This window comes from Natronomonas salina, from assembly GCF_013391105.1.
GTDB lineage: Archaea > Halobacteriota > Halobacteria > Halobacteriales > Haloarculaceae > Natronomonas > Natronomonas salina.
This window is the reverse complement of the sequence record NZ_CP058335.1, coordinates 776,711-802,501: the sequence shown is the minus strand read 5'-3', so window position 1 is coordinate 802,501 and position 25,791 is coordinate 776,711. Positions and strand designations below refer to the sequence as shown.

The window sequence follows — 25,791 nt, the reverse complement described above, 5'->3', positions numbered from 1 at the left end:
AGGATGTCACGGACTAACACGGACATATGTACGGGCGCGTCGTTGGCGTCGTGCTCGTATTGGTCGTCGCCGGCTGTAGCGGGACGGTCCCGACCGGGTCGACCGAGGACGCCGAGACGCTCACGGCGGCACCCGTTCCGGAGGGCGCCGAGTCCGGAAGCGACGTCCCGGGCGTCGAGGGCGACCGAGTCGACGGAGCCGGTCTCGGAGCTGCCCACGCCGATTCCCTCGAGGGCGGCTACACGAGGGTCGTCCACGTCCACGTCTCGGGTCCCGACGGCATCTACCTCGACTACCGCGAGACGACGATCGTCGGCGTCTCGAACGCGTCGCTCCGGACCCGGATCTACGAGGGGCCCGGAACGGCGCGGTTCGTGCCCGACGACCCGGACGCGACGTCTGCCCGGTCCGAGCGGTACGCCAGCGACCAGGGGGTCGGCCATCGGCGGACCGTCGACGGACGGACGGATCGCGTCGGGGGATCCGTGCCACCGCTCGTCCCGGCCGTCCCGGAGCTCGACGACGCGGCGCTCGTGGCCGCGCTCCTCGAGAACGCGTCGGTCGAGGAACGGACGGAGGGGTCCGTCCGGCTCGTCGGACCGACCGTCGCACCGGCCGCCGTGCCCGACTATCTGTCGGACCCGCGGCGGGCGACCGTGCGTGCGTCCGTTCGTGCCGACGGGCACGTCCCACACGTCTCCGCGCGGTACGGTGCGTCCCTGGACGGGGAGAACGTCTCGGTGACCCAGGACGTCTACTGGCTGTCGCGGCCGGACCCGGTCGTCGCGCCCGGCTGGTACGAGCGGGAGACGGGCGGAGAACGGTAGCGCCGCCGCAACCGGGGCGCTTTTCTCGGGGGCGGTCGAAGCCGCGGCCGTGCTGTCGGTCGAGCTCCACGCGCACTCGGAACTGTCGTACGACGGGCGCGACCCCGTCGAGTTGCTGCTCGAGCAGGCGGAAGCCGTGGGTCTCGACGCGCTCGCGGTCACGGACCACGACGAGATCGAGGCCTCCCTCGAGGCCGCCGCGAAGGCCCAGGACTACGGGCTGGTCGGCATCCCGGGGATGGAGGTCTCCAGCGCTGCGGGCCACGTCCTCGCGCTGGGCGTCGAGGAGCTCGTCCCCGCCGGGCTGGGCTTCGACGAGACCCTCGAGCGCATCCGCGAACTGGGCGGCATCGCCGTCGTCCCCCACCCCTTCCAGAAGTCCCGCCACGGCGTCGCGCCGCACGTCACCACCGAGCAGCTCGCGAGCGCCGACGCCATCGAGGTGTACAACTCCCGGCTGTTCACCGGCCGGTCGAACCGGCAGGCCGAGGCGTTCGCCGAGGAACACGGCGTCCCGATGACGGCGGGCAGCGACGCCCACATCGCGGAGATGATCGGGCAGGCGACCACCGAGGTCGACGCCTACCACCCCAGCGCCGAGGCCGTCCTCGACGCGATCAGGGAGGGCCGGACCACTGTCGTCGGCAAGCGGACGCCGTGGTTCATCAGCATCCAGCAGTTCGGCGGCGGCGTGACCCGCCGGGTCGCCTCGATGCTGCCGTGGTGACGATGCAGGGCGCCGACCCCGGGACGGTCCGAAGTGCCATCGACGACCGCGACCCGCTGCCCGGGACGGGCGGCTTCGCCGGCGAACGGGACGGGGCCCTCGTCCGCGACGTCCTTGGGCGGTACCCGCTGTTCTCCGAGGCGGGCGACCGCTCGACGTGGAGCGCCGACCCGACGGACCTCGACGAACCCGACGCCGTGCCGGCCGGCCATCGACGCGACGCCGACGGCGAGTCCCGGATCTGGACGCTCCCGAACCCGGACCCGTACGTCGACGACGAGCGGGCCGTCAGCGAGGTCCGAGGAGCCGTCCTCGACTCGGTCGACGGCGTCGACGGATCGCCGGCGATCGCCTTCTCGGGCGGCGTCGATTCATCGATCCTCGCCGCTCGCCTGGACGGGCCGCTGTACGTCGGCGGGTTCGAGGGCAGCCACGACGTCGAGGCCGCTCGGTCGGCCGCCGAGGCGCTCGGACGGGAGGTGCGCGTCGTGGAGTTCTCTCACGCCGACCTCGAGCGCGCGGTCCCGGAGATCGTCCGCGCGACCGGTCGCTCGAACCCGATGGACGTCCAGATAGCCCTGCCGCTGTACCTGGTCGCCGAGCGGGCGGCCGCGGACGGCCACGACCGCCTGGCTGTCGGACAGGGCGCCGACGAGCTGTTCGGCGGCTACGCGAAGGTGGCGAAGGCCCCCGACGACCCGCGGGTCGAGGCTGACACCGTCCGCGGCGCGACGCGGGAGGTCGTCACCTCGCTGCCCGCACAGCTCGAGCGGGACGTGCTGACGCTGCGGGCGGCCGGCGTCGAGCCGGTGGCGCCGCTGCTCCACGACCGCGTCGTCGCGGCGGCGCTCCGGTTGCCGGGGCGCCTCCTGATCGACGGCGAGGAACGGAAGGTCGCGCTCAGGCGGGCCGCCGACTTCCTGCCCCCAGAGGTGCGCGACCGCGACAAGAAGGCCGTCCAGTACGGGAGCTACGTCGCCCGCGAACTCGACCGGCTGGCCCGCCAGGCGGGGTTCAAGCGCCGGATGGACGACCACGTCGGGAAGTACGTCGACTCGCTGCTCGATTGAGCCGCGACCGCGGGTCAGCTCACTCGTCGAACGGGCAGAACAGCACCGGCAGGTCGGTGTCCAGCATGATCGACTGCGAGACGCTGCCGAACATCGCCTTCCCGGCCGGCGAGCGCTTGCGGCCGGCGACGCAGACGAGGTCCGCGTCCCGCTCGGCGTACCGGACGATCTCGACCTCTGGTTCGCCGCTCCGCTCGTCGAGGGTCACCTCGATCCCGGCGTCCTCGAGGACGTCCCGGGCCTCCCTGGCGGGGCCGAACTGACTGACCGACGCGCCCTCACGGTTCTCCGTGAAGACGTGCAGGACGGTCACCCGGATTTCGTCCGGCGCCCAGTCGAGGTCCCGGATCCGCTCGGCCTGTAGAATCGCCCGGTCTTCGTCGTCGTCCACCGCGAGCACCACGTGCGTCATGGCCGGGGCTACGGCGGGGATCCCTATTATACTCCCGCCGAGTTCCGCTCGACGAGATCGACCGCCCGCTTCCCCACGTCGCGAACGTCGTCGGCGAATCGGTCGGCCTCGGCGTCGAGCTCCGCCGGGGTTACCCACCGCCAGGCGTCCGCCGGGGCCTCGTCGCGGCCGGCGGGGTCGACGGTTCGGGTGTCCACGCGCCCGACGTAGACGAAGTCGACGTGCTGGTGGGCGACGGTGCCGTCCTCGCGGACGTCGATGTCCTCGAGCAGGAACGCGGTCGGGCGGGGCAGCGACTCGACCTGGCCGGTGTCGTAGGGGCCGGCGTCGGCGACCAGGTCCGGTTCGAGGCCGGTCTCCTCGTAGGTCTCGCGGAGCGCGGTCTCGTGGGGGAGTTCGTCGCGGTCGACGTGGCCGCCGGGCGGCAGCCACATGTCCAGCGTATCGTGTTCGTGCAGGAGCGTCGCGCCGTCGTTGACGACGTAGCAGGTCGCGACGAAGTGGCGGGTCGTCTCCATACCCCCCGTCCGGAACCGACGGATTTCGGCGTTCCGCTTCCGATTTCCCGATTCCGAACGGGCCTCTCATTTATACCAGCCCTCCGTGAAAGCCCGTGACATGTCCGAGGACCCTCCGACGTTCGACTGGCTGACCCTCGACGGCGACGAGGAACTCCTGTGGTCGAGCCGACCGCACCGGAGCAGTCTCGTCCCGGCCCTCGTCGTCGGCATCCCGCTGTCGTTCGTCCTGATCGGCATCCCGCTGGTGGTCGGCGCCTACCTCACGTACACGAACACCCACTACGTCGTCACCGACCAGGGCCTGTACAAGAAGACCGGGATCCTCTCGCGGGACGTCCAGAAGATCGGCTTCGACAAGGTCCAGAACACCTCCTACAGTCAGAGCGCCGTCGGCTCGTACTTCGGCTACGGCAACGTCGACGTCTCGACGGCCGGCAGCGGCGGCGTCGAGATGCGGTTCCGGTCGGTGCCCGACCCCGCCGGCGTCCAGCAGCGGATCAACCGGCAGATCAAGACCGCCGACCCCTCGCGCGACGAGAAGACGGACGTCCTCGACGAGGTCCTCGAGGAACTCCGCGCGATCCGGGCCGCCCTCGAGGACGACCGATGACGGACGACTGGCTCGTCCTCGATCCGGGCGAGGCGGTCGAGTGGGCGGCCCGGCCGCGGCTCATGCGCGCCGCGCCGGCGGTCGTCGCGAGCCTCGTTATCGCTGCGGTCGCTCTCGGGGATGCCGCCGCCCTGGACCCGCTCGCGCTCGTCGCCCTCCTCGTCGCACCGGCACCGGGACTCTACGGCTACCTCCGCGTCGTCAATACGCGGTTCGTCGTTACCGACCGGAGCGTCCACCGGAAGCGGGGCATCGTCGGCGTCGACATCCGAACCGTCGAACTCGACCGGGTCCAGAACACCCGTTCCGCGCGCGGCGTCCTCGGGAACGCCTTCGGCTACGGGACCGTCGAGATCGAGGTGGCAGGCGGCAGCGACCTCCGGTTCTACGACGTCTACGATCCCGACGACGTGCGGCGGCTCGTCGAGCGCCTGAGCGGCGCGCGGGAGTCGATCCCGGGAACCGTCGAGCAGTGGCGGGCGGTCCGGGACGAACTGCGGGCGATCCGGCGTCTCGTCGACGCTCAGCCGAAGTAGGCGTCGTAGTCGACGGAGACGTCGGTGTCGGCTTCGGGGAACGACTCGCCGACGCTGTCGGCGACGGCCTCGACCGGCGAGGGGTCAGACCGCTCGAAGGCGTCGTCGCTCGCCCAGGCCGTGTCGACGGTCCAGTCGTCGCCGACCAGGAACGCCGCCCGCTTCGGCGCGCCGTAGTGGCCCTCCCACTCCTCGTACCGGACGCCGTAGTACTCGGCGGCGCTGCCGCCGTCGCCGAGGAGCACGAACGGCAGGTCGAAGTCGTCGGCGTAGGCCGACGCCGCGTAGATGCTGTCCATCGAGACGCCCCACACCGCCAGCCCGTCGAGGTCGTGCCAGCCCGCGTCGCGGATGGCACACAGCTCCGCCGTCGCCGTCGGGAGGAACGTCGCCGGGAAGAACCACAGCAGGACGGCGTCGTCGCCGATGGCGCGGTGGAGGTCGTAGACGTCCGGCCGGCCGCGCTCGACGCCCGGTAGCGCGAAGTCGGGGGCCTTCTGGCCCGTCTGGATCATAGCCTCGATTGCGCCGCGACGGGCCTTGTCTCTGCCGGCTGCCTGACCAGCCGTGCAGTTCCTCCGGTCACGAGTCGCGCTAGCACGGCTGCCTCAAGACGTAAGTACGGGGACCGGCCTAAGAGGGGTCATGTACGGTGCACTGACCGAGACGGGAGCGGGGCTCATCGTCCAGTACGGACTCGTCCTCCTGCTCGTCGTCTTCGTCCTGGAGGGCGCCCTCGTCGGGAAGCTGATCCCGACCCGCGCGCTCTTCGTGGCCGCGGTGCTGGCCGTCGGCAGCGACGGCGTCGTCGCGGTCGTCGCGGCCGCGGTCGTCGGCGCCACGCTCGGCCAGCTGGTGCTCTTCGGCCTCGTGCGGTACACGGCCGCCGGTCCAGCGACGCTCCCCGGCCCGGACGGCCTGGAGGGAGGCCGCCTCGACGAGTGGTTCGACCGGTGGGGGCTGTCGGCCGTCGCCGTCTCGAACACGCTGCCGGTCGCCCGCGGCTCGCTGACCGTCCCGGCGGCGTTGTCCGAGACGACGCCGGCCCGCTTCTCGGCGTCCTCGCTGGCCGGTTCCGCCGTCTACGCCTGTGGCCTGCTGGTGGTGGCGTTGGGCCTCGAGGCACTGCTCGCGGGCTTCTGAGCCACCTCGTAGAAATCCGGGCGCGGCACCTGTGTACGGTTCGTGCCAGACCGCTGAATCGTTTAGGCCGTCCAGTCCTTCTGTTCTGACGCCGCCGGACTCTTCCCCCATCGATCGGCGGCAGGTCCCCGTTCTTCGGAACCGACTGCTCAGCGTTGTGCAGCGCGAAATCCAACGGCTTCAGCCGTGGGTTAGCTTACAGGACGGTCCCGTGTTTCTTCGACGGCCGGTCCTTCTCGACGTCCTCGTAGAACTCGAAGCGGTTGACGAGTTCCTCGCGCAGCGACGACGGCGGGACGATCTCGTCGATGACGACCTCGCTGGCCATCCGCCGGACGTCGATGTCCTCGCGGTACTCCTCGCGGAGCTTCTGCTCCATCTCGGCGCGTTCCTCGGGGTCGTCGACCTCGGCGAGCTTCCGGGCGTAGACCGCGTTGATGGCCGCCTCGGGGCCCATGATGCCGATCTCGCCGGAGGGCAACGCGATCACGGATTCGGGGTCGTAGGCGGGGCCGGACATGGCGTAGATGCCGGCGCCGTAGGCCTTTCGGACGACGACGCACTGCTTGGGCACGGTCGCCTCCGAGGTAGCGTAGATCATCTTCTTGCCCTTCTCGAGGATGCCCTCCTTCTCGACCTGCGAGCCGGCCATGAAGCCCGGCGTGTCGCAGAGGTACAGCAGCGGGACGTTGTAGGCGTCGCACTTCCAGACGAACTGGGCGGCCTTCTCGGCGGCGTCCGGGAAGATGGCGCCGGCCCGCTGGTCGGGCTGGTTGGCGACGATGCCGACCGGCCGGCCGTCGACGTGGGCGAAGCCCGTGAGGATCTCGCCGCCGTAGTCGGGCTGGAGCTCGAAGAACGAGTCCCGGTCGACGATCCGCTCGATGACGTCGTTCATGTCGTAGCCCTTGTTCGGCTCCTGGGGGACGATGGAGTCGATGCCCTCCGGGGAGCGCTTCGGCGGCTTCGAGGCGGTCTCGGGGGGGCTGCTCGTCGCTGTTGTTCGGGAGGTACGTCACCAGCTGTTCGACGAGCGCGCGGGCGTGCTCCTCGTCTTGGGCGACGAGGTCGGCGCTGCCGGACTCCTTGGTGTGGACCTCGGGGCCGCCGAGGGTGTCGAGGTCGATGTCCTCGCCCATCTTCACCATCCGCGGGGAGGCAATCGCCATCGAAGCCATCCCCTCGACCATGATGGTGAAGTCCGCGAAGACGGGCGTGTAGGCGGCCCCGGCGATGCAGGGGCCGTAGAGGACGCAGATCTGGGGGACGCGCCCCGACAGCCGCGAATGGTTGTAGTAGTACTTCCCGATGCCCTCGCGGTTGGCGAAGAAGCCGGTCTGCTGGTCGATGCGGCCGCCCGAGGAGTCCATCAGGTACAGTACCGGCTTGCCGGTCTTGAGGGCGCGCTGCTGCATGCGGAGGAACTTCTCGACGCCTTTGGCGGCCATGCTGCCGCGCTTGACCGTGTAGTCGTTGGCCATGAAGTGGACGTCGCGGCCCTCGAACTCCGCGGCGCCGGTGATGAGGCCGTCGGCAGGGAGCTCGTCGTCGGCGTCGAACTCCGCGAACTTCCCGTCCTCGAAGAGGAAGCCGTCCTCGCCGAACCACAGGTCCAGGCGGTCCCGGACGAAGTGCTTGCCCTGCTCGGGCAGCTGTTCCTTGTACTTCTCGGGGCCGCCGAGTTCGATCTCCTCGATCTGTTCGATCAGTTGCTCCTCCCGTTCCGTCGGGCCGAGGTCGTCCTCGATGGGCGAGAGGTCCGCCTCGCCGGTGGCGGCCGGCTCCTCCGCGTCGCCGACGTAGACCTCCACGTCGGTCTCGGCGTGGTTCGCCATCGCCCGGGCGATGGCCTCGGCCTCCTCGACGCTGGCGTCGCCCCCGATACGGACTTTCATACCACCATCGTCAAGCGTTGCCACTAAACCGTTTTCCATCCGGGATGAACGAACTGGGGGTTGTTCGTTTATTCGCCGAGGGCGTCCTCGAGCCGGTCGATGTAGCCGTCGTCGCCGACGAACAGCGGCGTCCGCTGGTGGAGGCCGTCGGGTTCGCAGTCCAGCAGCGACCGCTCGCCGTTCGAGGAGGCCCCGCCGGCGGACTCGACGACGTAGGCGATTGGATGCCCCTCGAACAGCAGACGGAGCTTGCCCTCCGGGCGGCCCTCCAGCCCGGGGTAGCCGAAGATGCCGCCGTACGTGAGCACCTGGTTGACGTCGCCGATCATGGCGCCGCCGTAGCGGAGCTTGAGTTCGTCCTCGACCTCGTCGACGTAGCCGGCGAAGTCGTCGGTCCACTGCGGGACGCGACCGCCGAAGCCGTAGACCGTCGGTTCCTCGGGCAACGAGAGGTCCTCGTCGACGACCTGCCTGGTCCCATCGTCCTCGAGCACCGCCTCGGTGACCCCGCCGTCGCGGGCGACCACCATCGTCGTGATCGGGCCGTAGAGGACGAACCCGGAGGCGACGAGGTCGCGGCCCGAGGCGGGCAGCGGCGACTCGTAGACGCCGAACAGCGTCCCCATCGTGTTGTTCGACTTCAGGTTCGAGGAGCCGTCGAGCGGGTCGGCGGCGACGTGGTACTCGGCGTCGGGGTCGTCCTCTACCACGTCGTCTCGTTCCTCGCTGGCGTAGCTGCCGACCGCGTCGATGTCGAGCAGCCGCTCCTCGAGCAGCTCGTCGGCGTAGACGTCGGCCTCGAGCTGCTGTTCGCCCGAGGGGTTCTCCCCGGACTCGTAGACGCGGCGCCCGGCGAGGCCGTCCCGGACCTCCGGGGCGGTCGCGGCGACCGCGTCGAGTATCTCGTCGATGGCGTCGGACATCTATTCGGCCGCCGAGAGCGCCTCGTCGACGCTGGCCTCCTCGAAGATGACCTGCTCGAGGGCGTCGAGGATCTTCGTCGGGTCCTCGCGCTGCCAGACGTTCCGGCCGACCGCGAGGCCCTTCCCGCCGGCGTCGATGGTCTCCTTGACGCTCTCGAGGAAGTCGCGGTCGGTCGTCTTCGAGCCGCCGGACATGACGACCTTCGTCGGGCCGGCCATCCGGACGGCGTCCTCCATCGCCGACTGGCTGCCGGGGTGCTTGACCTTCGCGACGTCGGCACCGAGCTCGAGGGCGAGGCGCGCGGCGTAGGAGATGGTCGACGGCTTCGTGTCGTTCTTGAGGCCCTGCCCGCGCGGGTAGGACCACATGACGACCGGGAGGTCGTGTTCGCGGGCCTGCTCCTGGGCGTCGCGGAACTCCTCGGCCATCTCGATCTCGTGGTTGGAGCCGCCGTAGAGCGTGAAGCCGACGGCCGACGCGCCGACCTCGGCCGCGTAGTCGACGGTGCAGTTGACCGCCGAATCGGGTTCGCCCATCCAGAGGTTCGACGTGCCGTTGAGCTTCATCAGCAGGTCGACCTCGTCCTGGTAGCTCGGGTAGTAGGCCTCGGCGAGGCCCTTCTGGACCGCGACGGACGTGACCGCGGGGTGGGTCGCCGCCTCGAAGGTCCGCTCGGGATCGGCGCTCTCCGGTACCGCGTCGAAGTCGACCGGGCCGTGTTCGAGGCCGTGGTCGTACGCGAGGATGAGAACCTTCCCGTCCCGGCACAGCGGGGTGTCGTCGATGGGAATCATACGGGTGGACGTGCGGCGAGACGAACAAAGAAGATTCTGGTATGGGGGACTCGAACGAGGTGAGAGTCCCCGGACTGGCGAGCGGGGAGCGAAGCGACCCGATGAACCGGGACCCTCCGCAGCCAGCGCCGTGAGAGCCTGCGACCGAGGAACCGAAATGTATACGTGCGATACTAACTCCCGCTACGTATCAGATTGAAACGATAACCACTCGGTCCGAAGCTTACAATCACCCGGTGACCTGTAAGACAAGTAGTCGGTGAGTCGCTGGTATATTTACAATACGATGCGGACATGTTTCTCAACTACTACTTAGTGTCGGGCCTGTTACCGGGGATACCTCGCGTTCCGTGCCGTTCCGATAGTGGTAAGGTTACCGAACAGAAAGTACGGCGCCGAGCGGGCGGTCCTCGCGGGTGTGAATCGTTAGAGCCGCCCGAGGAAATCATATCGTATATATTATACTTCGGCTGAACTATTGGACCCTCTTTATTGTCGTCGTCTCGTCCCCACGGACGCAATGTCACCCACAAGACGAGACACACTGAAAGCGGCAGGTGCGGCGAGCGGGCTCGCGATGCTCGGCGGTCACGCGGTCGCCCAGCAGGGCTCGCCCGGCAGCGACGACGACAACCCCGGAGCCCAGCAGCTCGAGGATGGAGAGGCCGGTGTCCGAGTCGGACACTTCGTCACGGGCGCGCCTGCGGTGAACGTCCGACTTGTCCCCGCCGACGGGAGTGACGGTGGAGAGGATACCGAGACGGAGGCCGGGGGGAACGAGACGAACGGTAATACGACGGAAGACCTCCAGGTCGCCAACGACTCCAACGAGACGAACGACACGGCGGCCAACGAGACTGACGAGGGGCTCGTCGGCGACAACGAGACCGACGATTCGACCGACGGCGGGACGACGGACGGCGAAGGCGAGCTGATCGCCGAGAACGTCTCCTTCGGCGACGTCTCGGAGTACGCCGGCGTCGAGGCTGGCGACTACACGGTACAGCTCGTCGAGTACACCGAGGAGACGGCGGATACCGAGGACCCGACCGACACCGACAACACGACCGGTAACACGACGGACGACAACACGTCCGACGTCGGCACCGACGATGACCCGATCATCTCGCTCCCCGACGACGTCACGGGCGGGAACGACAGCGAGGACAACGAGACCGGCGGCAACACCTCCGACGACAACACGACGGAGGACCTGCAGTTCGCCAACGACTCCAACGAGACGAACGACACGGCGGGCAACGAGACCGGCGGCGGTCTGGGCGGCGACGACCCGGCCTCCGGCGGCGAGGTCCTCTACGAGGAGGACGTCACCGTCGGCGAGTCCTACTACACGGTCGCCGCGACCGGGACGGCCGACGACATCCAGACGCTGTTGCTGCAGGACTACGACGCGGCCCAGGTCCGACTCGTCCACGCCTCCCCCGACGCGCCGGCCGTCGACGTGGTCGCCCCCGAAGCGAGCATGACGCTGTTCGACGGCGTCACGTTCGGGCAGGGCACCGAGTACGTCGGCGTCCCGCCGGGCACCTACTCGCTGTCGGTCCGCGAGGCGGCCGACATGAACGACGGCGACGAGGTCGGAACCGCCGACGTCGAACTCGAGGCCGGCGAGGCCTACTCCGTGTACGCCGTCGGCTCGCCCGAGGGCGGCGAGGAGGCGTTCCAGCTCGTCCTCGAGCAGGACGGCCAGGGCGCCGACGCCGGCCTCGGCAGCGACGACGCGCCGGGCCAGCAGGGTGGCGGCCCCGGGCAGGGCAATCAATCCGGCAGCCGGGGCAACGAGTCCGGCGGTCCCGGCGGCGACGGCCCGCCAGGTCAGGACAACGACAGCGACAGTCCCGGCCAGAGTGGCAACGCCGGCGGTGGCCCCTCGGCCGACGAGAGCGACGAGGCAGACGACGAGCCGGGCGGTCCCGGCGGCGCCGCAGGCCCGAACAACCCCGGCGGCAACGAGAGCGGGAACGCGTCGGGCAACGGCTCAGGCACGGAGACCGAGGAGGACGACGGCGGCCTCTTCGCCTACTGACGGTCTCTCGGACTTCGAATCCGGCTATTTTCTTCGCGGCCGTACGGTACGCTTACGACGGTTCCGCCGCCACGGTGAGCCATGCGCGAACTCGAAGCGGTCGAGACAGTCGGCGTCGTCGGCGCGGGGACGATGGGCAGTGGCATCGCACAGGTGGCCGCGGTCGCGGGCTACGACGTCGTGATGCGGGACGTGAAGTCCGAATTCGTCGATCGTGGCTTCGATACGATCCGGTCGAGCCTTGACCGGAAGGTGAACAGCGGCGACCTGTCCGACGACGACGACGCCGACGCGGCGGTCGAACGGATCGAAGGCACTACCGAACTAGCCGAACTCGGCGAGGCGGACCTCGTCGTCGAGGCGGCCGTCGAGGAGATGGAGATCAAACAGGACGTCTTCGCCGACCTGGACGACGTCACCGACGACGACGTCGTGCTGGCGACGAACACCTCGACGCTCTCCATTACGACCATCGCCTCGGCGACGGAGCGGCCGGAACTGGTCGTCGGCGTCCACTTCATGAACCCCGTCCCGGTGATGAAGGGCGTCGAGGTCGTCGTCGGCGAGAAGACCGACTCCGAGGTGGTCGAGCTGGCCCACGGGTTCTCCGAGGCGCTCGGCAAGGAGACCTGGGAGTCCGACGACAAACCGGGGTTCGTCTCCAACCGCATCCTGATGCCGTGGATCAACGAGGGCGTCCGCGCCTACGACGAGGGCGTCGCCACGAAGGAGGACATCGACCGCGGGATGAAGCTCGGGACGAACGTCCCGATGGGGCCGCTGGAGCTGGCCGACCACATCGGACTGGACGTCTGTCTCGACGCGACCGAAACGCTCCACGAGGAGCTGGGCGACCGCTACACGCCGGCGTACCTGCTCAAGCGGAAGGTGGATGCCGGCGACCTCGGGAAGAAGACGGGACGGGGGTTCTACGAGTACGACTAGCCCGCGGCTCACCTCGTTCACCGCTCGATCTACCCGAGGGCGAGCGGAGCGAGCCCTCGTTAGCTCTCGAACGGCGGCTCGTCGCGGTGGTTGTCGGGGTTGGCGACTTCGGCGGCGTTCTCCTCGCGCTGGTCGGCCTCCTCCATCTCCTCCTCGACGCGCTCCTCGTCCGCCTCCTCGCGGGCCTCCATGTGCTCCTCGACGACCTCGTCCTTCTCGTCGTCGGGGACGTTCTCGGCGCCCTCGGGGAGGTCCTCCGCCTCGCGGTCCTCCTCGCGCTCGGTCTCCACGCGCTCGACCGCCGCTCGAACGTCCTCGGGGTCGGCCTCGCCCTCGGCGGAATTGTCACTCATGGGTCTACCTTGACGTAGCGCTCCGGGCCGGTTATATCTGATGCCTAGAGGAAGTCAGTAAATCGGAGAGGTGAGCGTCGTCCGAGGTAGTTCCACCGTCGTCGTGATGAACGACGGGCACGTTGTCCAGACCGGTACCCACGTGGACGTCTTCGAGCGCCCGGCCTCGCCCCTGGTCGCGCGCTTCACCGGGAGCAACTGCGTTCCGCTTGCAGCACTCGGGGACCGCGCCGACCGATTCGAGTCGATCGACGGGATCACCGGGGAGACCCACCTCGCGATCCGCCCGGAGAACGTCGAACTGGGCGCGACCGACCCCGACCTCATCGGGACCGTCGACCGCGTGACGCGCGAGGACGCAAGCCACCGCGTGACCGTCGCGGTCGACGGCCTGAACGACCCCGTCACCGTCTACACCACGGACCCGCCGGCCCCCAGGACCGCCGTCGCGCTCGCGTGTCAACCTGTCGGGCGTGACAGGCGGTCGGTCGAAGCAGTCGTCGCATCGGACGGAACCGGACGCGAGGGCCATTAGGTATAAAACACCACCCACAGGAGGCTGTATCACCTTCAGGCAGCGGTGAGCCGACGTCGTATGGATTACGAGCGACGAGACGCCGACTTCGAGAGCAACGACACTCGGTGTGCAGCGTGGCTGTACGAACCGGCGGACGTCGAAGACCCGCCAGTGATCGTGATGGCCCACGGGTTCGGCGGGGAACGCGAGGCGCGCCTCCCGGCCTTCGCCGAGCGGTTCGCCGAGGCCGGTATGGCGGCCCTCCTCTTCGACTACCGCGGGTTCGGCGACAGCGACGGCGATCCGGCGCACGTCGTCTCGGGGCGGCGCCACGTGGCGGATTACCTGGCTGCCCTCGACCACGTCCGCTCGCTGGACGCCGTGGACGGCGAGCGCGTGGGCCTGTGGGGCACCTCCTTCAGCGGCGGCCACGTGATCCGGACGGCCGCGCGCGACGGGGACGTCGACGCCGTCGTCGCGCAGGTGCCGTTCACCGACGGTCTGCGGAACGCCGTCCACCTGCTCCGACAGGGCGGTCTGGACTACCTGGTCGGCGCCACGACGAGCATCCTCCAGGAGAGCGTCCGGGTTTTGACGGCTCGGGACCCCCATTACGTACCAATCGTCGCCGACCCCGACGAGTTCGGGGTTCTAAACACGCCCGACGCGAAGCCAGGCTACTACTCCCTGATCCCCGACGGTCGGGCCGAGGATTTCGACAACGAGTGTGCCGCCCGCATCCTCGCGACCGTCGCGTTCTACCGGCCGGTGACCGCCGCCGGAGACGTGGACTGTCCGGTCTATGTGGCCGAGGCCACCGAGGACAGCATCATCCCCTCGTCGACGGTCGACGCGCTGGTCCAGCGACTCGACCACGTCGAGCGGGAGCGGTTCCCGGCCGGTCATTTCGATCCCTACACCGGCGCTCTCTTCGAGACGGTCGTCACGAGCGAGCGGACCTTCTTCGAGCGTGAGCTGGGGCAGGTGAGAGCGATAAGAAAAGTAAAGGACTGACTGACCGAACGACGGGGTATGGACTTCAGTCTCACGGCGGAGCAGAAGCAGATCAAGGACATGGTCGCCCAGTTCGTCGACGAGGAGGTCGTCCCCGTCGCCGCCGACATCGACAAGGAAGACGAGTTCCCGTGGGAGATCGTCGAGGAGCTCGCGGACCTCGACCTGATGGGGATGCCGTTCCCGGAGGAGTACGGCGGCGCCGGCCTCGACTACCACGCCTACCCCGCGGCACTGGAGGAGATCTCGCGGGGCTCCGGCGGCCTCGGCACCATCGTCGCCGCCCACATCTCGCTGGCCGGCAACATGCTCTACGCGTTCGGCGACGAGGAGCAGAAGGAGGAGTACCTGACGCCGCTGGCCGAGGGCGAGGACATCGGCGCCTTCGCGCTCTCGGAACCCGGCGCCGGCAGCGACGTCCCCGCGATGGAGACCACCGCCGAGAAGGACGGCGACGAGTACGTCGTCAACGGCGGGAAGCTCTGGATCTCGAACGGCTCCGTCGCCGAGACGGTCACGCTGTTCGCGAAGACCGACCCCGAGGCCGGCAACAAGGGCATCTCCTCGTTCATCGTCCGCCCCGAGGAGGACGACGGCTTCATCGTCGAGGGGACTGAGGACAAGCTCGGCGACAAGGGCTGCCCCACCGCCGAACTCCGCTTCGACGACATGCGCATCCCGGAGTCCCGCCGGCTCGGCGAGGAGGGCCGCGGCTTCGTCCACGCGCTGAAGACGCTCAACGGCGGCCGCATCACCATCGCCGCCCGGTCGATCGGCATCGCGCAGGCCGCCCTCGACGCCGCCCTCGAGTACAGCCAGGACCGCGAGCAGTTCGACCAGCCCATCTCGGACTTCCAGTCCATCCAGCACAAGCTCGCCGACATGGACACCAAGATCCGCGCCGCGCGACTGCTGATGCACGACGCGGCTGACAAGAAGATCCGCGGCGAGGACTTCGCGAAGGAGGCCGCACAGGCGAAGCTCTACGCCTCCGAGATCTCCCGGGAGGTCGCCAACGAGGGCATCCAGATCCACGGCGGCTACGGCTACACGAAGGACTTCCCGGCAGAGCGCTACTACCGCGACGCGAAGCTCAACGAGATCTACGAGGGGACCAGCGAGATCCTGCGGAACACGATCGCGAACGACCTGCTGAACTGACCTGACGGGTCCCGGCGCACGTTCCTACGCGTCGACCTGCTCTCGCATCCACTCGAACTGCGCCTCGACGGACGACCGCCCCGGATCGGTCAGCGAGTAGACGTCCTCGAGGCCTTCGACGCGCTGCTGGACGTAGTTGTTCTTCTCCAGGGAGTCCAGGGCGCCGTAGAACCGGTCGGGCTTCACGCGCCGGCCGTACCTGGATTCGAGACTGGACTTCAGCTTCTGGGCGCGGCGCTCCTCGCCGTACAGCAGGACGCAGACGTCGCGGCGCAGGCCGCTGGTGAGCCACTCCATGTCAACTCCTCCGCCCGGCGTCGGCAAAGGGGCTCCGACTCGACCCGCGCGGCCGCGCCCGGACCGGTAGATTGGCGTAGGCCGACGGCCAACGGTTGCGCATGTCCACGGTCGAGTCCGACGGTATCACAGCCAGTTACCGGGAGACCGAGGAGGAACGGATCCTGGAGTTCGAGGCCGACGGCCGGACGGCCGCCGTCGCCCAGAACGTCGAGGGCTACGCGATGCTGAAGGTCCGGCCCACGGCGACCGGCGACGAACTGGAGCGCTACTACGGCTTCGACATGGCGCTGGACCACGCCGCCGAACTCCTCGGCGTGGACGCCGCGGCCCTCCCGGTCCCCGAGGACGCGGCAGACATGGGGATGTGACTGGATTCGGGGACGGCGACGTTACTTCAAGAATAAACTTTCAGAAAGTTTCCTGTTCAGATTGCCGGCTTCGACAGTTCGTTACGTAGTCATCACCGAACCGGCCTGTATGACGAACGTGCGAATCGCCGGCACGGGGCTAACCCCGTTCGGGGAGCACTCCGGGCGGACCGGGCGGGACCTCTTCGCCGAGGCCGGCCTCGACGCCGTCGACGGCGCCGGGGTCGACCCCGCCGACGTCGACCGACTGTACTACGGGAACTTCATGGGCGAACTGGCCGAACACCAGGGCCACCAGGGCCCGCTCGTCGCCGAGGCGGTCGGAACGACCGCTCCCGCGACGCGCGTCGAGGCCGCCTGCGCCTCCGGCGGCGTGGCGGTCCGCGAGGGCGTCGAGGCGATCAGAAGCGGGACCGCGGACGTCGTCCTGGTCGGCGGCGCCGAGCGGATGACCGACATGGGCACCGAGGGCGCCACCGACGGCCTCTCCATCGCCGCGGACGACCTCTACGAGATCGGCGCCGGCATCACGTTCCCCGGCGCGTACGCGCTGATGGCGTCGGCGTACGTCGAGGCCAACGACGTCGACGCCGACGACCTCGCCCACGTCGCGGTGAAGAACCACGGGAACGCGCTGCCGAACGAGAAGGCGCACTTCCGCTCGGAGATCACGATCGAGGACGCCGTCGAGGCGCCGCGCGTCGCGACGCCGCTCGGCCTCTACGACGCCTGCCCCATCTCCGACGGGGCGGCGGCGGTCGTCCTCGTCAGCGAGGATTACGCCGAGGCGAACGACGTCGAAGCGCCCGTCTCGGTCACCGGTACCGGCCAGGGCGGCGACCGCCTCGCCCTGCAGGACCGCGACTCGCTGTGGCGGACGCCCGCCGCCGAGGACGCCGCTGCGGAGGCCTACGCCGACGCCGGCATCGAGTCCTCCGACGTCGACTGTGCGGAGGTCCACGACTGCTTCACCATCGCGGAGGTGCTGGCGACGGAGGCGCTGGGCTTCTTCGAACCGGGCGAGGGCCTCGCCGCGGCTCGCGACGGCCGCACGGCCCGCGACGGCGACCTCCCGGTCAACCTCTCGGGCGGCCTGAAGGCGAAGGGCCACCCCGTCGGCGCGACGGGCGTCGCACAGATCGCCGAACTGACCGAACTGCTCGCCGGGGAACATGCGCGTTCTGACGCCGTCGAGAACGCCTCCGTCGGCGTCGCCCACAACGCCGGCGGGACGGTGGCGACCGCGACGGTGCACGTCCTCCAGGCCGAGGACGCGGAGGTGGACGCATGAACTTCGAAATGCGCCACGACGGCTACGACGACCTGTTGGACGCCATCGAGGAGGGGAACGGGTTCTACCTCGCCTGTCCCGAGGACCACGGCTCGCTGCCGCCGCGGCGGGTCTGTCCCGAGTGCGGCAGCCGGGAACTCGCGGAGGCGCCGCTGCCGGACAGCGGCGAGGTGGTCGCGGCGACGACCGTCTCCGTGGCCGGCCCGCAGTTCGCCGACGACGCCCCCTACGTGACCGCCATCATCGACTTCGGACCGGTCCGACTCACCGGGCTCGTCCGCGACGTCGACGGGGAGCCCGACCCGGGGACGGTCGTCGGCGTCGGCGTCGCCGAAACCGTCACGACCGGCGACCGGGTCGTGGCGTTCCGACCGCGGTAACCGGCCGAGAACCCGTCTCTCCGTGTTTCTCGAGTGAGTCGGGCGGAAGGATTAACCCGCACTAACTCCACCTCTCCGGCAATGGCCGGTCCTATTCGCGTCCTTCTCGTCGACGACGACCCCTCTCTCGCCGACCTCATGGCGAACCAGCTCGGGGGGCTGCGCGAGGAGTTCGCAATCCAGGTCGAGACCGACCCGAACGACGCCCTCGAGGTCGTCGACGCGGGCGGCATCGACTGCGTCGTCAGCGACTACCACATGCCCGAGATGAACGGGCTGGAGCTCCTCCGGTACGTCCGGGAGATGGAGCCGAACATCCCGTTCATCCTGTTCACCGCCCGCGGCAGCGAGGAGATCGCCAGCGACGCGGTCTCCCAGGGCGTCACCGACTACTTCCGGAAGCGCCGCGGTTCCGACCAGTGGCGCGTCCTCGCCAACCGCATCGAGAACGTCGCCGCCCGCTACCGCGCCGAGGCGGCCGTCCAGCGCCGCGAGTCGGCCCTCCGTCGGCTCGCCCGGACCGTCATCGACAGCGTCTCGACGCCCGTCGACGAACTGCTCGAACTCGGCCGCGAGACCCTCGAGGTCGAGTACGCGGCCCTCGTCCAGGGCGACGGGCCCGAGGCCGAGGTGCTCGTCGAGAGCGTCGACGGGGAGGTCCCGTTCGCGACCGGCCAGGGCGTCCCCCTGGCCGACGACCTCGACGACCTGACGGTCGAGGGTGGCATCGTCGCAGTCACCGCCGGCGACGGCGATACGGACGTGGCTGTCGACGGTGTCGACGGCGACGAAGAGGGTTTCCGGGCCTACATCGGGACGCCGGTCTACGTCGGGGACCGACGCTACGGCACGATCTGCTTCTGCGACCGCGGCGACCGCACGGAGTTCACCGCCTGGGAGCGGGCGTTCGTCGAACTGCTCGGCGACTGGCTGGGCCACGAGCTCACCAGCGAGTGGGCGCGCGACCAAAGCGAGAACGTCCGGGCGGCGAAGAGCCGGCTCGACCGGGTTCGCGAGGCGCTCGACGAGGGCGACGAGGACGCCGTCCGCGAGGAGATCGACGGCATCGAGAACCTGCTCGACCAGGACCCGCCGTCGGCGATGGCCGTCTCTATCGAGCTCTCGTAGCCGACCCTCCCCACCCCTCCTTATCGGTCATCTCGAATGGGGTTGCTCACAGCCCCAAACGATCACTCCTCGAGACCGTGGGCGTCACTCCGTAGTCGCCTGAACTCCTCGACGAACGCCTTCGGGTGTTCGGCGTGGGGCAGCAGGTCGGCGTTGTCGAAGACGACCAGCCGCGCGTCGGCGGCCTCCGCGAGCTCCTGGCCGTTCTCGAGCGGCGATATCTCCGCGTTCCGGCCCCAGACGATCGTCACGGGGACGTCGAGCCCGGCGAGCACCTCGCCGAGGTCCACGTCCAGGTCGAGGAAGCCGCCGAGGAACGACGCGGGCGCGAACCGGGCCCCGGGCTGGTGGGCGGTCTGCCAGTCGTACTCGACCCACTCGTCGCTGATGGCGGCGGGCTGCTCGAAGCCGTGGTCCTGCAGGAAGTAGCGGATGGCCGCCCGCGAGACGAGCAGGTTGTAGACCCCCTCGCCGACGACCGGCGCCCGGAGCAGCGAGCGGACCCAGGCCCGCCGTCCGGGGACGGTGGTGGTCGTCGGGCAGACGAGGACGAGTTCGCCGACGTCCGCTTCCTCCGCGGCGACGGCGGCGTAGGCGGCACCCAGCGAGGAGGCCAGCACGGTCGGCTCGTCGGTCAGGTCGCGGACGAAGTCGCGGACGAAGGTGACGTAGAGCGAGCCGGAGTACATGAGCGGCGGGCGGTCCGAGCAGCCGAAGCCGGGGAGGTCCGGCGCGAGGACGTGGTGGTTCTCCGCGAGCGCGTCGACGATGTACCGGAACTCGTGGCTCGACGCCGCGGCGTTGACGCCGTGTACCAGCAGGAGGTCCGGGTCCGACGGATCGCCCGCCTCCGTATAGGACACCTCGAACCCCCGCCAGCCGTAGGTCTCCGTCGGTCGCCCCAGCGGCGGTTCGAGGTCCCCGGGGTCGCCCCGGAGCGCCCGATTGGTGACGGCAACCGTCCCGAGTCCGACCGCGGCACCGCTCGCGAGTCGCCTGAAGTTCATGGTGGGAGTTCGGCCGTAACGCGTTTAGAACTACCGCCGACAGCGGTGCCGGCTACGAGTCGCGCCGCTCGCGGAGACACTCGGCGATCGGTTCGACGACCTCGTCGGCGACGCCATAGGGGTCGGTCTCGCGGTCCAAGACCGCCTGGACCTTCGCCTCGAGGCCGCCTCGGGCCTCGAGTTCCTCCTCGACGAGCGCCGCTGTGTCCTCCCGGAGCAGCGTCCGGATCTCCGCGGCGTAACGCTGGCTGGCCTGCTCCTCGAGTTCGCCGGTCTCGGTCAGCCACGCGACGTGGTCGTCGAGGACGTCGAGGAACTCGTCGACGCCGTCGCCGGTCTTCGCGACCGTCTCGACGATCGGCGGCGTCCACTCCTCGTCGTCCTCGTCGGGAACCCGCTCCTCCCCGAGGTCGATGGCGTCGGCGCCGTGGTGGCCCGCCATCGGCGACGCGTCGCGCATGTGGACCATCTCCTGGAGTTCCGTGACGGTGCGGTCGGCGCCGTCCATGTCGGCCTTGTTGACGACGAAGACGTCGGCGATCTCCAGGATGCCGGCCTTCAGCATCTGGACGTCGTCGCCGGAGCCCGGCGGCACGAGCACGGCCACCGTGTCGGCGGTCTTGACGATCTCGACCTCGTTCTGGCCGGCGCCGACGGTCTCGACGATGATCTTGTCCTTGCCGAAGGCGTCCAGTGCCTTCACGGCGTCCGTCGTCGCCGTCGACAGCCCGCCGAGCGAGCCACGGGCGGACATCGACCGGAAGAAGACGTCCATGTCGCCGACGTTGGAGGCCATCCGGATGCGGTCGCCGAGGACGGCGCCGCCGCTGAACGGCGACGACGGGTCGATGGCGATGACGCCGACCGTCTGGCCGCGCTCGCGGTACGTCGCGGCCATCTTGTCGACGAGCGTCGACTTCCCGGCGCCCGGCGAGCCCGTGATGCCCACGACCTCGGCGTGGCCGGTGTGCTCGTGCAACGCCGAGACGAGGTCGCGGTAGCCGGGCGAGCGGTTCTCGATCTTCGTGATGACGCGTGCGAGCGCGCGGTGCTCGCCGGCCAGCAGGTCGTCGATGAGCGACTCGTCGACCGACATCTATCGCTCTGGGGCGTTCTCGCGGACGAAGTCGATGGTCTCCTGCATGGAGGCGCCGGGCCCGAAGATCTCGGAGACGCCCAGCTCGTAGAGCTCCTCGCGGTCCTCCTCTGGGATGATGCCCCCCACGAGGATGAGCGTGTCCTCGAAGGCGCCGTACTCTTTCAGACCATCCATGACCTTCGGGACGAGCGTGTCGTGGGCGCCAGAAAGGATGGAGATCCCGAGGACGTCGACGTCCTCCTGAACGGCTGCCTGGACGATCTCGTCGGGTGCTTTGTGCAGCCCCGAGTAGATGACTTCGAAGCCAGCGTCGCGGAACGCCCGGGCGATGACGTGGGCGCCGCGGTCGTGGCCGTCGAGGCCGACCTTCGCGACTAGACACCGGATCGTCCGCTGCTCCTGCTCTGTACTCATGTGACACACCTTCGTGCGCCCGGTGTTTGACTCTAACGGAGGAGGGCACCGCTCTCGGCGGAATTGTGCGAGTACAAGCAGAGTTGCAATCGACCGTCCGGGACGACCGTCGACCGTGTGTTCTCGAGGCACGGAGCCGGCCGCTTCGATGGGTTTATGAATCGCCTCCGGATACTATCTCCTGCGTTCGAGGGCTCGTAGATCAGCGGTAGATCACTCCCTTGGCATGGGAGAGGCCCCGGGTTCAAATCCCGGCGAGTCCATCCGAGCGGAGCGAGGATGGACGAGCCGCCTTCCGGCGGTTTCCTCGCTCCTTTTTACACAGTCTCTTGGGATTTCAACTGGGTTTCCGGTAGTGCCCGCGCTGTGATTTGAAGCGGGGACCACTCCCGGTCACCGTCTGCTGGTGGTCTGAGCGATTCTTTGGTACGATAAGAATCTATCGCCACTGACTGCGATGTATTATTGAATCAGACATCTGGTAACACTATCGTACACAACCGACGACAAACTAATAGGTATGGAAATACAACAAGAAGTATGGACGCGGAAGAAGCGGTGAAGTTGGGTGCTCTATTCGCGCTATTCGTTTTTGCTACTCTTTGGCTCTCTACGTTTGATTTCTCAATCAATTCTAACCCTGATACAGTCGAGAACACAAAGAAAGCGACACGGTTTCTTTATGCCGGCGTCATGACAGTTGCTCCAACGTCAAAGGTTGCAGTGGCGATAGATATTGGTGCAGCAATTGTAGCATCAATAGGACTCGTGAAAGGCGCTAAAGAGTCAGTCAAAGCCGGTATCGTCGGTGCCGCTTTTCTCTACTTCTTCACCGGCTTCGTAGTCCATTACGTGACAGCTCCAATCTAAACCGAAGCTATCGCTACTCGGCTTGTCAGCCTATCGTGAAATCATGTCAAAAAGGAGTAGGAGACTACAACCTATCGAGGAACTCTGTCCGCCTTTCGCGCTTCTCGGTGATTGACGCCTTGTCGTAGTGTTTGTCCAGTACCTCCTTACTCACATCCGCTCTATCACTGACCGCCTCGACCGGCCAGCCTTTGTTTCGATGGTAAGTTATCGACCCTTTGCGAATCGCGTGGGGACTTACGGAGGATGGACACCGGCTGGCCTTCCCGTTGTTTACCGCTTCACACTCTGCCATATCGCGGCTGTGAGGACATTTGTTCGTGTAATAGCAGGGGCGCGTAACCTTGTAGACGTGAGAGCGGATGGTCGTCTCGTGAGCACGGCCATGGGGCGTGCAGATGAGTGGCATCCGTCCATGCTCATCCTCGACGTGAGGGTGCTGGTCGTGAACCCAGTCGTCAATGACCTCCACAAGGTCTGCCCCAAGGTTGATTTCACGCTCGCCGCGTTCACGGTTCTTCAGCGGCGTTCCCGTGGATTCCCGATTTATCGCCTTGATGTAGCCCTCACTGGGGTGGAAGTCAGTCACGTCGAACGCTCGGAGCGTACTGGTTCGGATGCCAGTATGCCAGAGCGTGTAGAAGATGACGTGCCGAAGTGTTGCGTACTCGTACTTGTCGAGGTAGTCCAGAATCGCGTCGGCTTCCTCGGGTGAGATGGCCGCGTCGCTCACGTCCTCGTTCATCCCGAGTTGAGGGAGTTCGACCTTCCCGCTTAATCCACTCGGCACCGCGTCGATTCTCTCGCAGAAATCGAGGAACTGTCGGACGGTCCCGAGCTGGTTTTGGAGCGTGACGTTGTTCACGTCCTGCGCTCGCCAGACCTTGAACTCGTGGAGATTCCGTCCACTGAGGTCGTTGAGATTGTCGAGGTCGTTCTCCTCGCACCACTCCACGAACCGTTCTACGCGATATCCGTGGTTTTGCTTCGATGTCGCACTGAGGTCAGTGCGGTCTTCGAGGTACAGTTCCTTCGCCCGTCGTGGTGAGATTGGTTCGAGCATCTTTCTCTCTGAGCCACCAACAGACGGACGACCAGAGCCAACCTCGGCCCCCGCGGAGCGCAGCGGAGCGGGACTCGCCGGGATGCGACCCCCATTGGGGTAACCGAGGCCGATTAGGCAGTATCACCGGCTGTGCATCAGCCTGCTCACGGAGCGCCTCCAGGCGCGGAGTGAGGCCCCGGGTCTCAAATCCCGGCGAGTCCACTTGAAATAAAGTACCGTGGAGAGGGTTCTCTATCGCAAGATAGAACCCTCAACACGGTCGGATTCGCCACTTCTGGGCTGGAGGTTCCTCCCACGAAAAAGGGAGTTCAACAGTCCGCCAAGCGCGGGTCACCGCCCGCTGGCGATTTTTTCAGGGAACAGAGGTGGTCAGCGTGAGTCTCGTCGACCCCGAGCGCCCAATCTGCGAATACTGCGGGTGCGAGATCGACGAGGCCGAGAAGCGCTGCCCGGCGCTCGATGACGGGAGGTGTCGAGCATGACGGGCGACTGCTTCCGGTGCGGATCGCCCGGCTTCGAGCCCTTCGGGAACGGGTATCTCTGCGAGGACTGCATTCCCAGAGGCTCGAAAAATGTCAGTCCGCCCGACGAGTCCCCATCCGAGAACCCCTCCGATGGAATAGATAACGAGACTGAAACGCAAGAGGGCGACGGGGCGACAACTCCGGAGAACGACGACGATGCTGTCACATCGGACGATAATAGTCGTAATCGCGCAGGGTGCATCTGGCGCGACGCCGACTTTAGCAACCCCACCCCGGGAGTGTGGCCGACGGAACTCCTCGAGCGCGAGCAATGGATGGGTCACGTCGACAAGAAGCCGTTCGCGCCGTGGGGCGACCGCGATCACCCCGACGCCGACTCCGACGAGGACGCCCGCTGGAAGTGGGGCATCACCGACCTCTACCGTGACGGCGAGACCGTCGCACTCGCTGAGGACGATCACCGGCTGGACGGCCGCGCGTTCCTCCAGCAGGAGAGCGACCCCTACGCCTACGTCGACGGCGACGACGTCCGGTGTCCCGAGACCGGCGCCGTCCATCCCGCGTTCATCGACGCCCTCGAGCAGCTCGGCGCCACGTATGCCGACGTCTCCCAGAGCGGCGCCGGCGTTCACGCTCAGTACCGCGGTGAACTCCCCGACGGCGTCAAGCAAGCTGCCTGGGAGCTCGACGACGAGCCCTGGGGCGCGAACGACGACGACCTACCCTCGATCGAGATCTACGCCGGTAAGCGGGTGTGCGTCGCGACCGGCGAGCACGTCCCCGGGACGCCGACCGAGATTCGGGAGTGGGACGCCGACGCCCTGGAGTCCCTTCTCGACGAGCAGGGACAGCTCCCCGACTCTCGCCCGGACGTCGAAGCCGCCCGCGAGCGCTTTGACCTCGAGAACTACGAGCCGTCGACGACGACCAGCAGCGAGACAACCGACGACATCCGCGACGTCTTCGCCGCGCTCGATCGGCTCGATGCCCGCCGCGTCGCCGACCGCACGATCGTCGGGTCCTGGAACGACGACGCCTCGACGAGCCGCGGGAAACGCGCGTTCATCCCCACCTGGGGGAGTCCCAGCGACAACGGAACGGCGAACGTCGTCGACGACCAGATCTGGCAGGACACCGGGAGCCGCGGCGGTTACGGTGGCCCCGTCGTCATGGCGCTCATCCACGCCGGCGAACTCTCCGACCGCGGCGCCGCACCCTCGGATGCCCGCGGCTCGCTGTGGTGGGAGGGCGTCGAGCACCTCCGCGGCCTCGGCTTCGACATCCCCGAGTACGTCGACGACGGCGACGACGTCGAGCACGTCGCCATCCTCCCCGACACGCCCCGGGAGCGGGCCGAGCGGAACGTCTGGGACTGGGAGGCCGGCCCGACCGACGACGAGCAGGAGGACCCCCTCACGGCCGCGAGAGCACGGACACAGGACGTTCTCGAGCACGCCCTCGACACGTACGACGAGCGCGTCCTCGTTGAGGCGCTCCCGACGCTCGGAAAGAGCAGCGGCACGATCCGCGCGGCCGCCGCGACCGACGAGCCGATCAGCGTCCTCACCGGCCGCGGCCGCAAAGAGCAATACGAGCAATTCGAGCAGTGGTGCGACGAGCAGGGCCTCACCCATAAGACGCTCCCCGCGTTCACCCACGACTGCCCGACCGCGAGAGGCGACCACGGCGACGACTGGCAAGAGCGCGTCCTCGACTGGTACCGCCGCGGCGCCACCCCTCAGGACATCCACAAGTACGCCGAACAGGAACTCGGCCGCCCACTCCCCTGTTAGGCCACGGAGGACGGCCAGCCCCACGATTGCGAGTACGCCCACAAATGGGACTTCGACCCGGATAGCGACGGCGAGGACGGCGAGCGGATCGACG

General features: G+C 68.1%; 28 protein-coding genes, 1 tRNA gene and 1 pseudogene. 18 read left to right on the top strand and 12 right to left on the bottom strand.

What is annotated here, in order from left to right; all coding sequences use genetic code 11:
- Window positions 1-26 precede the first annotated feature (26 nt).
- Genes HWV07_RS04525 through HWV07_RS04515 form a run of 3 tightly spaced genes read left to right on the top strand, consistent with a single transcriptional unit; the run spans window position 27 to window position 2,624 of the window.
- Window positions 27-827, top strand: coding sequence for a hypothetical protein (locus HWV07_RS04525; protein WP_178333154.1), 801 nt, complete (start codon window positions 27-29; stop codon window positions 825-827).
- A gap of 49 nt (window positions 828-876) precedes the next feature.
- Window positions 877-1,554 carry a PHP domain-containing protein gene (locus tag HWV07_RS04520; protein ID WP_178333153.1) on the top strand — a complete coding sequence of 226 codons (678 nt, stop codon included), beginning with the start codon at window positions 877-879 and terminating at the stop codon, window positions 1,552-1,554.
- Window positions 1,555-1,556: 2 nt separating this feature from the next.
- A complete protein-coding gene (locus HWV07_RS04515) occupies window positions 1,557-2,624 on the top strand; it encodes an asparagine synthase C-terminal domain-containing protein (RefSeq protein ID WP_178335988.1) in 1,068 nt (355 codons plus the stop codon).
- A 19-nt stretch (window positions 2,625-2,643) separates the two neighbouring features.
- Here the strand turns inward: HWV07_RS04515 and HWV07_RS04510 are convergent, their stop codons facing one another.
- Window positions 2,644-3,036, bottom strand: coding sequence for a universal stress protein (locus HWV07_RS04510; protein ID WP_178333152.1), 393 nt, complete (start codon window positions 3,034-3,036; stop codon window positions 2,644-2,646).
- Between the two features lie 26 nt (window positions 3,037-3,062).
- A complete protein-coding gene (locus HWV07_RS04505; protein ID WP_178333151.1) occupies window positions 3,063-3,554 on the bottom strand; it encodes an NUDIX hydrolase in 492 nt (163 codons plus the stop codon).
- 100 nt (window positions 3,555-3,654) lie between these two features.
- Here HWV07_RS04505 and HWV07_RS04500 point away from each other — a divergent pair, with 100 nt between their 5' ends.
- Window positions 3,655-4,167: a PH domain-containing protein gene (locus HWV07_RS04500; protein ID WP_178333150.1), complete on the top strand. Its 513-nt coding sequence runs from the start codon at window positions 3,655-3,657 to the stop codon at window positions 4,165-4,167.
- Window positions 4,164-4,703: a PH domain-containing protein gene (locus tag HWV07_RS04495; protein ID WP_178333149.1), complete on the top strand. Its 540-nt coding sequence runs from the start codon at window positions 4,164-4,166 to the stop codon at window positions 4,701-4,703. The genes HWV07_RS04500 and HWV07_RS04495 overlap by 4 nt, the downstream gene beginning before the upstream one ends.
- Here HWV07_RS04495 and HWV07_RS04490 read toward each other — a convergent pair.
- A complete protein-coding gene (locus tag HWV07_RS04490; RefSeq protein ID WP_178333148.1) occupies window positions 4,691-5,218 on the bottom strand; it encodes a redoxin domain-containing protein in 528 nt (175 codons plus the stop codon). The genes HWV07_RS04495 and HWV07_RS04490 overlap by 13 nt on opposite strands.
- Window positions 5,219-5,348: 130 nt before the next feature.
- Here HWV07_RS04490 and HWV07_RS04485 point away from each other — a divergent pair, with 130 nt between their 5' ends.
- Window positions 5,349-5,846 carry a VTT domain-containing protein gene (locus tag HWV07_RS04485; RefSeq protein ID WP_178333147.1) on the top strand — a complete coding sequence of 166 codons (498 nt, stop codon included), beginning with the start codon at window positions 5,349-5,351 and terminating at the stop codon, window positions 5,844-5,846.
- A 196-nt stretch (window positions 5,847-6,042) separates the two neighbouring features.
- Here the strand turns inward: HWV07_RS04485 and HWV07_RS04480 are convergent.
- From HWV07_RS04480 to HWV07_RS04470, 3 genes and pseudogenes are all read right to left on the bottom strand, one after another.
- Window positions 6,043-7,741, bottom strand: a pseudogene (locus HWV07_RS04480) (acyl-CoA carboxylase subunit beta).
- Between the two features lie 68 nt (window positions 7,742-7,809).
- Window positions 7,810-8,664, bottom strand: coding sequence for a class 1 fructose-bisphosphatase (locus tag HWV07_RS04475; protein ID WP_178333146.1), 855 nt, complete (start codon window positions 8,662-8,664; stop codon window positions 7,810-7,812).
- Window positions 8,665-9,459: a class I fructose-bisphosphate aldolase gene (locus HWV07_RS04470; protein ID WP_178333145.1), complete on the bottom strand. Its 795-nt coding sequence runs from the start codon at window positions 9,457-9,459 to the stop codon at window positions 8,665-8,667.
- A 520-nt stretch (window positions 9,460-9,979) separates the two neighbouring features.
- Here HWV07_RS04470 and HWV07_RS04465 point away from each other — a divergent pair.
- Window positions 9,980-11,506, top strand: a complete 1,527-nt coding sequence (locus HWV07_RS04465; RefSeq protein WP_178333144.1) for a DUF4397 domain-containing protein — start codon at window positions 9,980-9,982, stop codon at window positions 11,504-11,506.
- A gap of 81 nt (window positions 11,507-11,587) precedes the next feature.
- The gene (locus tag HWV07_RS04460) at window positions 11,588-12,451 is read left to right on the top strand and encodes a 3-hydroxyacyl-CoA dehydrogenase family protein (RefSeq protein WP_178333143.1); all 864 of its coding nucleotides are present in this window, start codon (window positions 11,588-11,590) and stop codon (window positions 12,449-12,451) included.
- A 59-nt stretch (window positions 12,452-12,510) separates the two neighbouring features.
- On the opposite strand, the gene HWV07_RS04455 is transcribed toward HWV07_RS04460, so the two are convergent.
- Window positions 12,511-12,804 carry a hypothetical protein gene (locus HWV07_RS04455; protein ID WP_178333142.1) on the bottom strand — a complete coding sequence of 98 codons (294 nt, stop codon included), beginning with the start codon at window positions 12,802-12,804 and terminating at the stop codon, window positions 12,511-12,513.
- 106 nt (window positions 12,805-12,910) lie between these two features.
- On the opposite strand from HWV07_RS04455, the gene HWV07_RS04450 reads away from it, so the two are divergent.
- The 3 genes from HWV07_RS04450 to HWV07_RS04440 are packed head-to-tail and all read left to right on the top strand — an operon-like array spanning window position 12,911 to window position 15,496.
- Window positions 12,911-13,339 (top strand): ATP-binding cassette domain-containing protein, encoded by a 429-nt coding sequence (locus HWV07_RS04450; RefSeq protein ID WP_178333141.1) that lies wholly within the window; start codon window positions 12,911-12,913, stop codon window positions 13,337-13,339.
- A 60-nt stretch (window positions 13,340-13,399) separates the two neighbouring features.
- Window positions 13,400-14,335, top strand: coding sequence for an alpha/beta hydrolase (locus tag HWV07_RS04445; RefSeq protein WP_178333140.1), 936 nt, complete (start codon window positions 13,400-13,402; stop codon window positions 14,333-14,335).
- 18 nt (window positions 14,336-14,353) lie between these two features.
- Complete coding sequence (locus HWV07_RS04440) at window positions 14,354-15,496, top strand: acyl-CoA dehydrogenase (RefSeq protein WP_178333139.1); 1,143 nt, start codon at window positions 14,354-14,356, stop codon at window positions 15,494-15,496.
- Window positions 15,497-15,520: 24 nt separating this feature from the next.
- Here HWV07_RS04440 and HWV07_RS04435 read toward each other — a convergent pair whose 3' ends face one another.
- Complete coding sequence (locus HWV07_RS04435) at window positions 15,521-15,793, bottom strand: PadR family transcriptional regulator (protein ID WP_178333138.1); 273 nt, start codon at window positions 15,791-15,793, stop codon at window positions 15,521-15,523.
- Window positions 15,794-15,894: 101 nt separating this feature from the next.
- Here HWV07_RS04435 and HWV07_RS04430 point away from each other — a divergent pair, with 101 nt between their 5' ends.
- From HWV07_RS04430 to HWV07_RS04415, 4 genes are all read left to right on the top strand, one after another.
- A complete protein-coding gene (locus HWV07_RS04430; protein ID WP_178333137.1) occupies window positions 15,895-16,164 on the top strand; it encodes a DUF7111 family protein in 270 nt (89 codons plus the stop codon).
- Window positions 16,165-16,273: 109 nt separating this feature from the next.
- Window positions 16,274-17,455, top strand: a complete 1,182-nt coding sequence (locus HWV07_RS04425; protein WP_178333136.1) for a thiolase domain-containing protein — start codon at window positions 16,274-16,276, stop codon at window positions 17,453-17,455.
- 8 nt (window positions 17,456-17,463) lie between these two features.
- Complete coding sequence (locus HWV07_RS04420) at window positions 17,464-17,835, top strand: Zn-ribbon domain-containing OB-fold protein (RefSeq protein ID WP_178335987.1); 372 nt, start codon at window positions 17,464-17,466, stop codon at window positions 17,833-17,835.
- An 81-nt stretch (window positions 17,836-17,916) separates the two neighbouring features.
- Window positions 17,917-18,963, top strand: a complete 1,047-nt coding sequence (locus HWV07_RS04415; RefSeq protein WP_178333135.1) for a response regulator — start codon at window positions 17,917-17,919, stop codon at window positions 18,961-18,963.
- Window positions 18,964-19,025: 62 nt separating this feature from the next.
- On the opposite strand, the gene HWV07_RS04410 is transcribed toward HWV07_RS04415, so the two are convergent.
- Genes HWV07_RS04410 through HWV07_RS04400 form a run of 3 tightly spaced genes read right to left on the bottom strand, consistent with a single transcriptional unit; the run spans window position 19,026 to window position 21,483 of the window.
- The gene (locus HWV07_RS04410; RefSeq protein ID WP_178333134.1) at window positions 19,026-19,970 is read right to left on the bottom strand and encodes an alpha/beta fold hydrolase; all 945 of its coding nucleotides are present in this window, start codon (window positions 19,968-19,970) and stop codon (window positions 19,026-19,028) included.
- Between the two features lie 52 nt (window positions 19,971-20,022).
- Window positions 20,023-21,066 (bottom strand): methylmalonyl Co-A mutase-associated GTPase MeaB, encoded by a 1,044-nt coding sequence (meaB, locus tag HWV07_RS04405; protein WP_178333133.1) that lies wholly within the window; start codon window positions 21,064-21,066, stop codon window positions 20,023-20,025.
- Complete coding sequence (locus HWV07_RS04400) at window positions 21,067-21,483, bottom strand: cobalamin B12-binding domain-containing protein (RefSeq protein WP_178333132.1); 417 nt, start codon at window positions 21,481-21,483, stop codon at window positions 21,067-21,069.
- 191 nt (window positions 21,484-21,674) lie between these two features.
- Between HWV07_RS04400 and HWV07_RS04395 the strand changes: the two genes are divergently transcribed.
- Together HWV07_RS04395 and HWV07_RS04390 are read left to right on the top strand one after the other, a co-directional pair.
- A tRNA-Ala gene (locus HWV07_RS04395) sits at window positions 21,675-21,746 on the top strand.
- A gap of 277 nt (window positions 21,747-22,023) precedes the next feature.
- Entirely contained in the window at window positions 22,024-22,353 is a 330-nt protein-coding gene (locus tag HWV07_RS04390) for a hypothetical protein (protein WP_178333131.1), read from the top strand.
- 64 nt (window positions 22,354-22,417) lie between these two features.
- On the opposite strand, the gene HWV07_RS04385 is transcribed toward HWV07_RS04390, so the two are convergent.
- Entirely contained in the window at window positions 22,418-23,416 is a 999-nt protein-coding gene (locus HWV07_RS04385) for a tyrosine-type recombinase/integrase (RefSeq protein WP_178333130.1), read from the bottom strand.
- A 766-nt stretch (window positions 23,417-24,182) separates the two neighbouring features.
- On the opposite strand from HWV07_RS04385, the gene HWV07_RS04380 reads away from it, so the two are divergent.
- Window positions 24,183-25,697 (top strand): hypothetical protein, encoded by a 1,515-nt coding sequence (locus HWV07_RS04380; protein ID WP_178333129.1) that lies wholly within the window; start codon window positions 24,183-24,185, stop codon window positions 25,695-25,697.
- Window positions 25,698-25,791 lie beyond the last annotated feature (94 nt).

What these genes read in the sequence shown, in the direction of transcription:
- HWV07_RS04525 (WP_178333154.1), top strand. Translation starts at nt 27, where the DNA reads ATGTACGGGCGCGTCGTTGGCGTCGTGCTCGTATTGGTCGTCGCCGGC.
- HWV07_RS04515 (WP_178335988.1), top strand. Translation starts at nt 1,557, where the DNA reads ATGCAGGGCGCCGACCCCGGGACGGTCCGAAGTGCCATCGACGACCGC.
- HWV07_RS04510 (WP_178333152.1), bottom strand. Translation starts at nt 3,036, where the DNA reads ATGACGCACGTGGTGCTCGCGGTGGACGACGACGAAGACCGGGCGATT.
- HWV07_RS04505 (WP_178333151.1), bottom strand. Translation starts at nt 3,554, where the DNA reads ATGGAGACGACCCGCCACTTCGTCGCGACCTGCTACGTCGTCAACGAC.
- HWV07_RS04500 (WP_178333150.1), top strand. Translation starts at nt 3,655, where the DNA reads ATGTCCGAGGACCCTCCGACGTTCGACTGGCTGACCCTCGACGGCGAC.
- HWV07_RS04495 (WP_178333149.1), top strand. Translation starts at nt 4,164, where the DNA reads ATGACGGACGACTGGCTCGTCCTCGATCCGGGCGAGGCGGTCGAGTGG.
- HWV07_RS04490 (WP_178333148.1), bottom strand. Translation starts at nt 5,218, where the DNA reads ATGATCCAGACGGGCCAGAAGGCCCCCGACTTCGCGCTACCGGGCGTC.
- HWV07_RS04485 (WP_178333147.1), top strand. Translation starts at nt 5,349, where the DNA reads ATGTACGGTGCACTGACCGAGACGGGAGCGGGGCTCATCGTCCAGTAC.
- HWV07_RS04475 (WP_178333146.1), bottom strand. Translation starts at nt 8,664, where the DNA reads ATGTCCGACGCCATCGACGAGATACTCGACGCGGTCGCCGCGACCGCC.
- HWV07_RS04470 (WP_178333145.1), bottom strand. Translation starts at nt 9,459, where the DNA reads ATGATTCCCATCGACGACACCCCGCTGTGCCGGGACGGGAAGGTTCTC.
- HWV07_RS04465 (WP_178333144.1), top strand. Translation starts at nt 9,980, where the DNA reads ATGTCACCCACAAGACGAGACACACTGAAAGCGGCAGGTGCGGCGAGC.
- HWV07_RS04460 (WP_178333143.1), top strand. Translation starts at nt 11,588, where the DNA reads ATGCGCGAACTCGAAGCGGTCGAGACAGTCGGCGTCGTCGGCGCGGGG.
- HWV07_RS04455 (WP_178333142.1), bottom strand. Translation starts at nt 12,804, where the DNA reads ATGAGTGACAATTCCGCCGAGGGCGAGGCCGACCCCGAGGACGTTCGA.
- HWV07_RS04450 (WP_178333141.1), top strand. Translation starts at nt 12,911, where the DNA reads ATGAACGACGGGCACGTTGTCCAGACCGGTACCCACGTGGACGTCTTC.
- HWV07_RS04445 (WP_178333140.1), top strand. Translation starts at nt 13,400, where the DNA reads ATGGATTACGAGCGACGAGACGCCGACTTCGAGAGCAACGACACTCGG.
- HWV07_RS04440 (WP_178333139.1), top strand. Translation starts at nt 14,354, where the DNA reads ATGGACTTCAGTCTCACGGCGGAGCAGAAGCAGATCAAGGACATGGTC.
- HWV07_RS04435 (WP_178333138.1), bottom strand. Translation starts at nt 15,793, where the DNA reads ATGGAGTGGCTCACCAGCGGCCTGCGCCGCGACGTCTGCGTCCTGCTG.
- HWV07_RS04430 (WP_178333137.1), top strand. Translation starts at nt 15,895, where the DNA reads ATGTCCACGGTCGAGTCCGACGGTATCACAGCCAGTTACCGGGAGACC.
- HWV07_RS04425 (WP_178333136.1), top strand. Translation starts at nt 16,274, where the DNA reads ATGACGAACGTGCGAATCGCCGGCACGGGGCTAACCCCGTTCGGGGAG.
- HWV07_RS04420 (WP_178335987.1), top strand. Translation starts at nt 17,464, where the DNA reads ATGCGCCACGACGGCTACGACGACCTGTTGGACGCCATCGAGGAGGGG.
- HWV07_RS04415 (WP_178333135.1), top strand. Translation starts at nt 17,917, where the DNA reads ATGGCCGGTCCTATTCGCGTCCTTCTCGTCGACGACGACCCCTCTCTC.
- HWV07_RS04410 (WP_178333134.1), bottom strand. Translation starts at nt 19,970, where the DNA reads ATGAACTTCAGGCGACTCGCGAGCGGTGCCGCGGTCGGACTCGGGACG.
- meaB (WP_178333133.1), bottom strand. Translation starts at nt 21,066, where the DNA reads ATGTCGGTCGACGAGTCGCTCATCGACGACCTGCTGGCCGGCGAGCAC.
- HWV07_RS04400 (WP_178333132.1), bottom strand. Translation starts at nt 21,483, where the DNA reads ATGAGTACAGAGCAGGAGCAGCGGACGATCCGGTGTCTAGTCGCGAAG.
- HWV07_RS04390 (WP_178333131.1), top strand. Translation starts at nt 22,024, where the DNA reads ATGGACGCGGAAGAAGCGGTGAAGTTGGGTGCTCTATTCGCGCTATTC.
- HWV07_RS04385 (WP_178333130.1), bottom strand. Translation starts at nt 23,416, where the DNA reads ATGCTCGAACCAATCTCACCACGACGGGCGAAGGAACTGTACCTCGAA.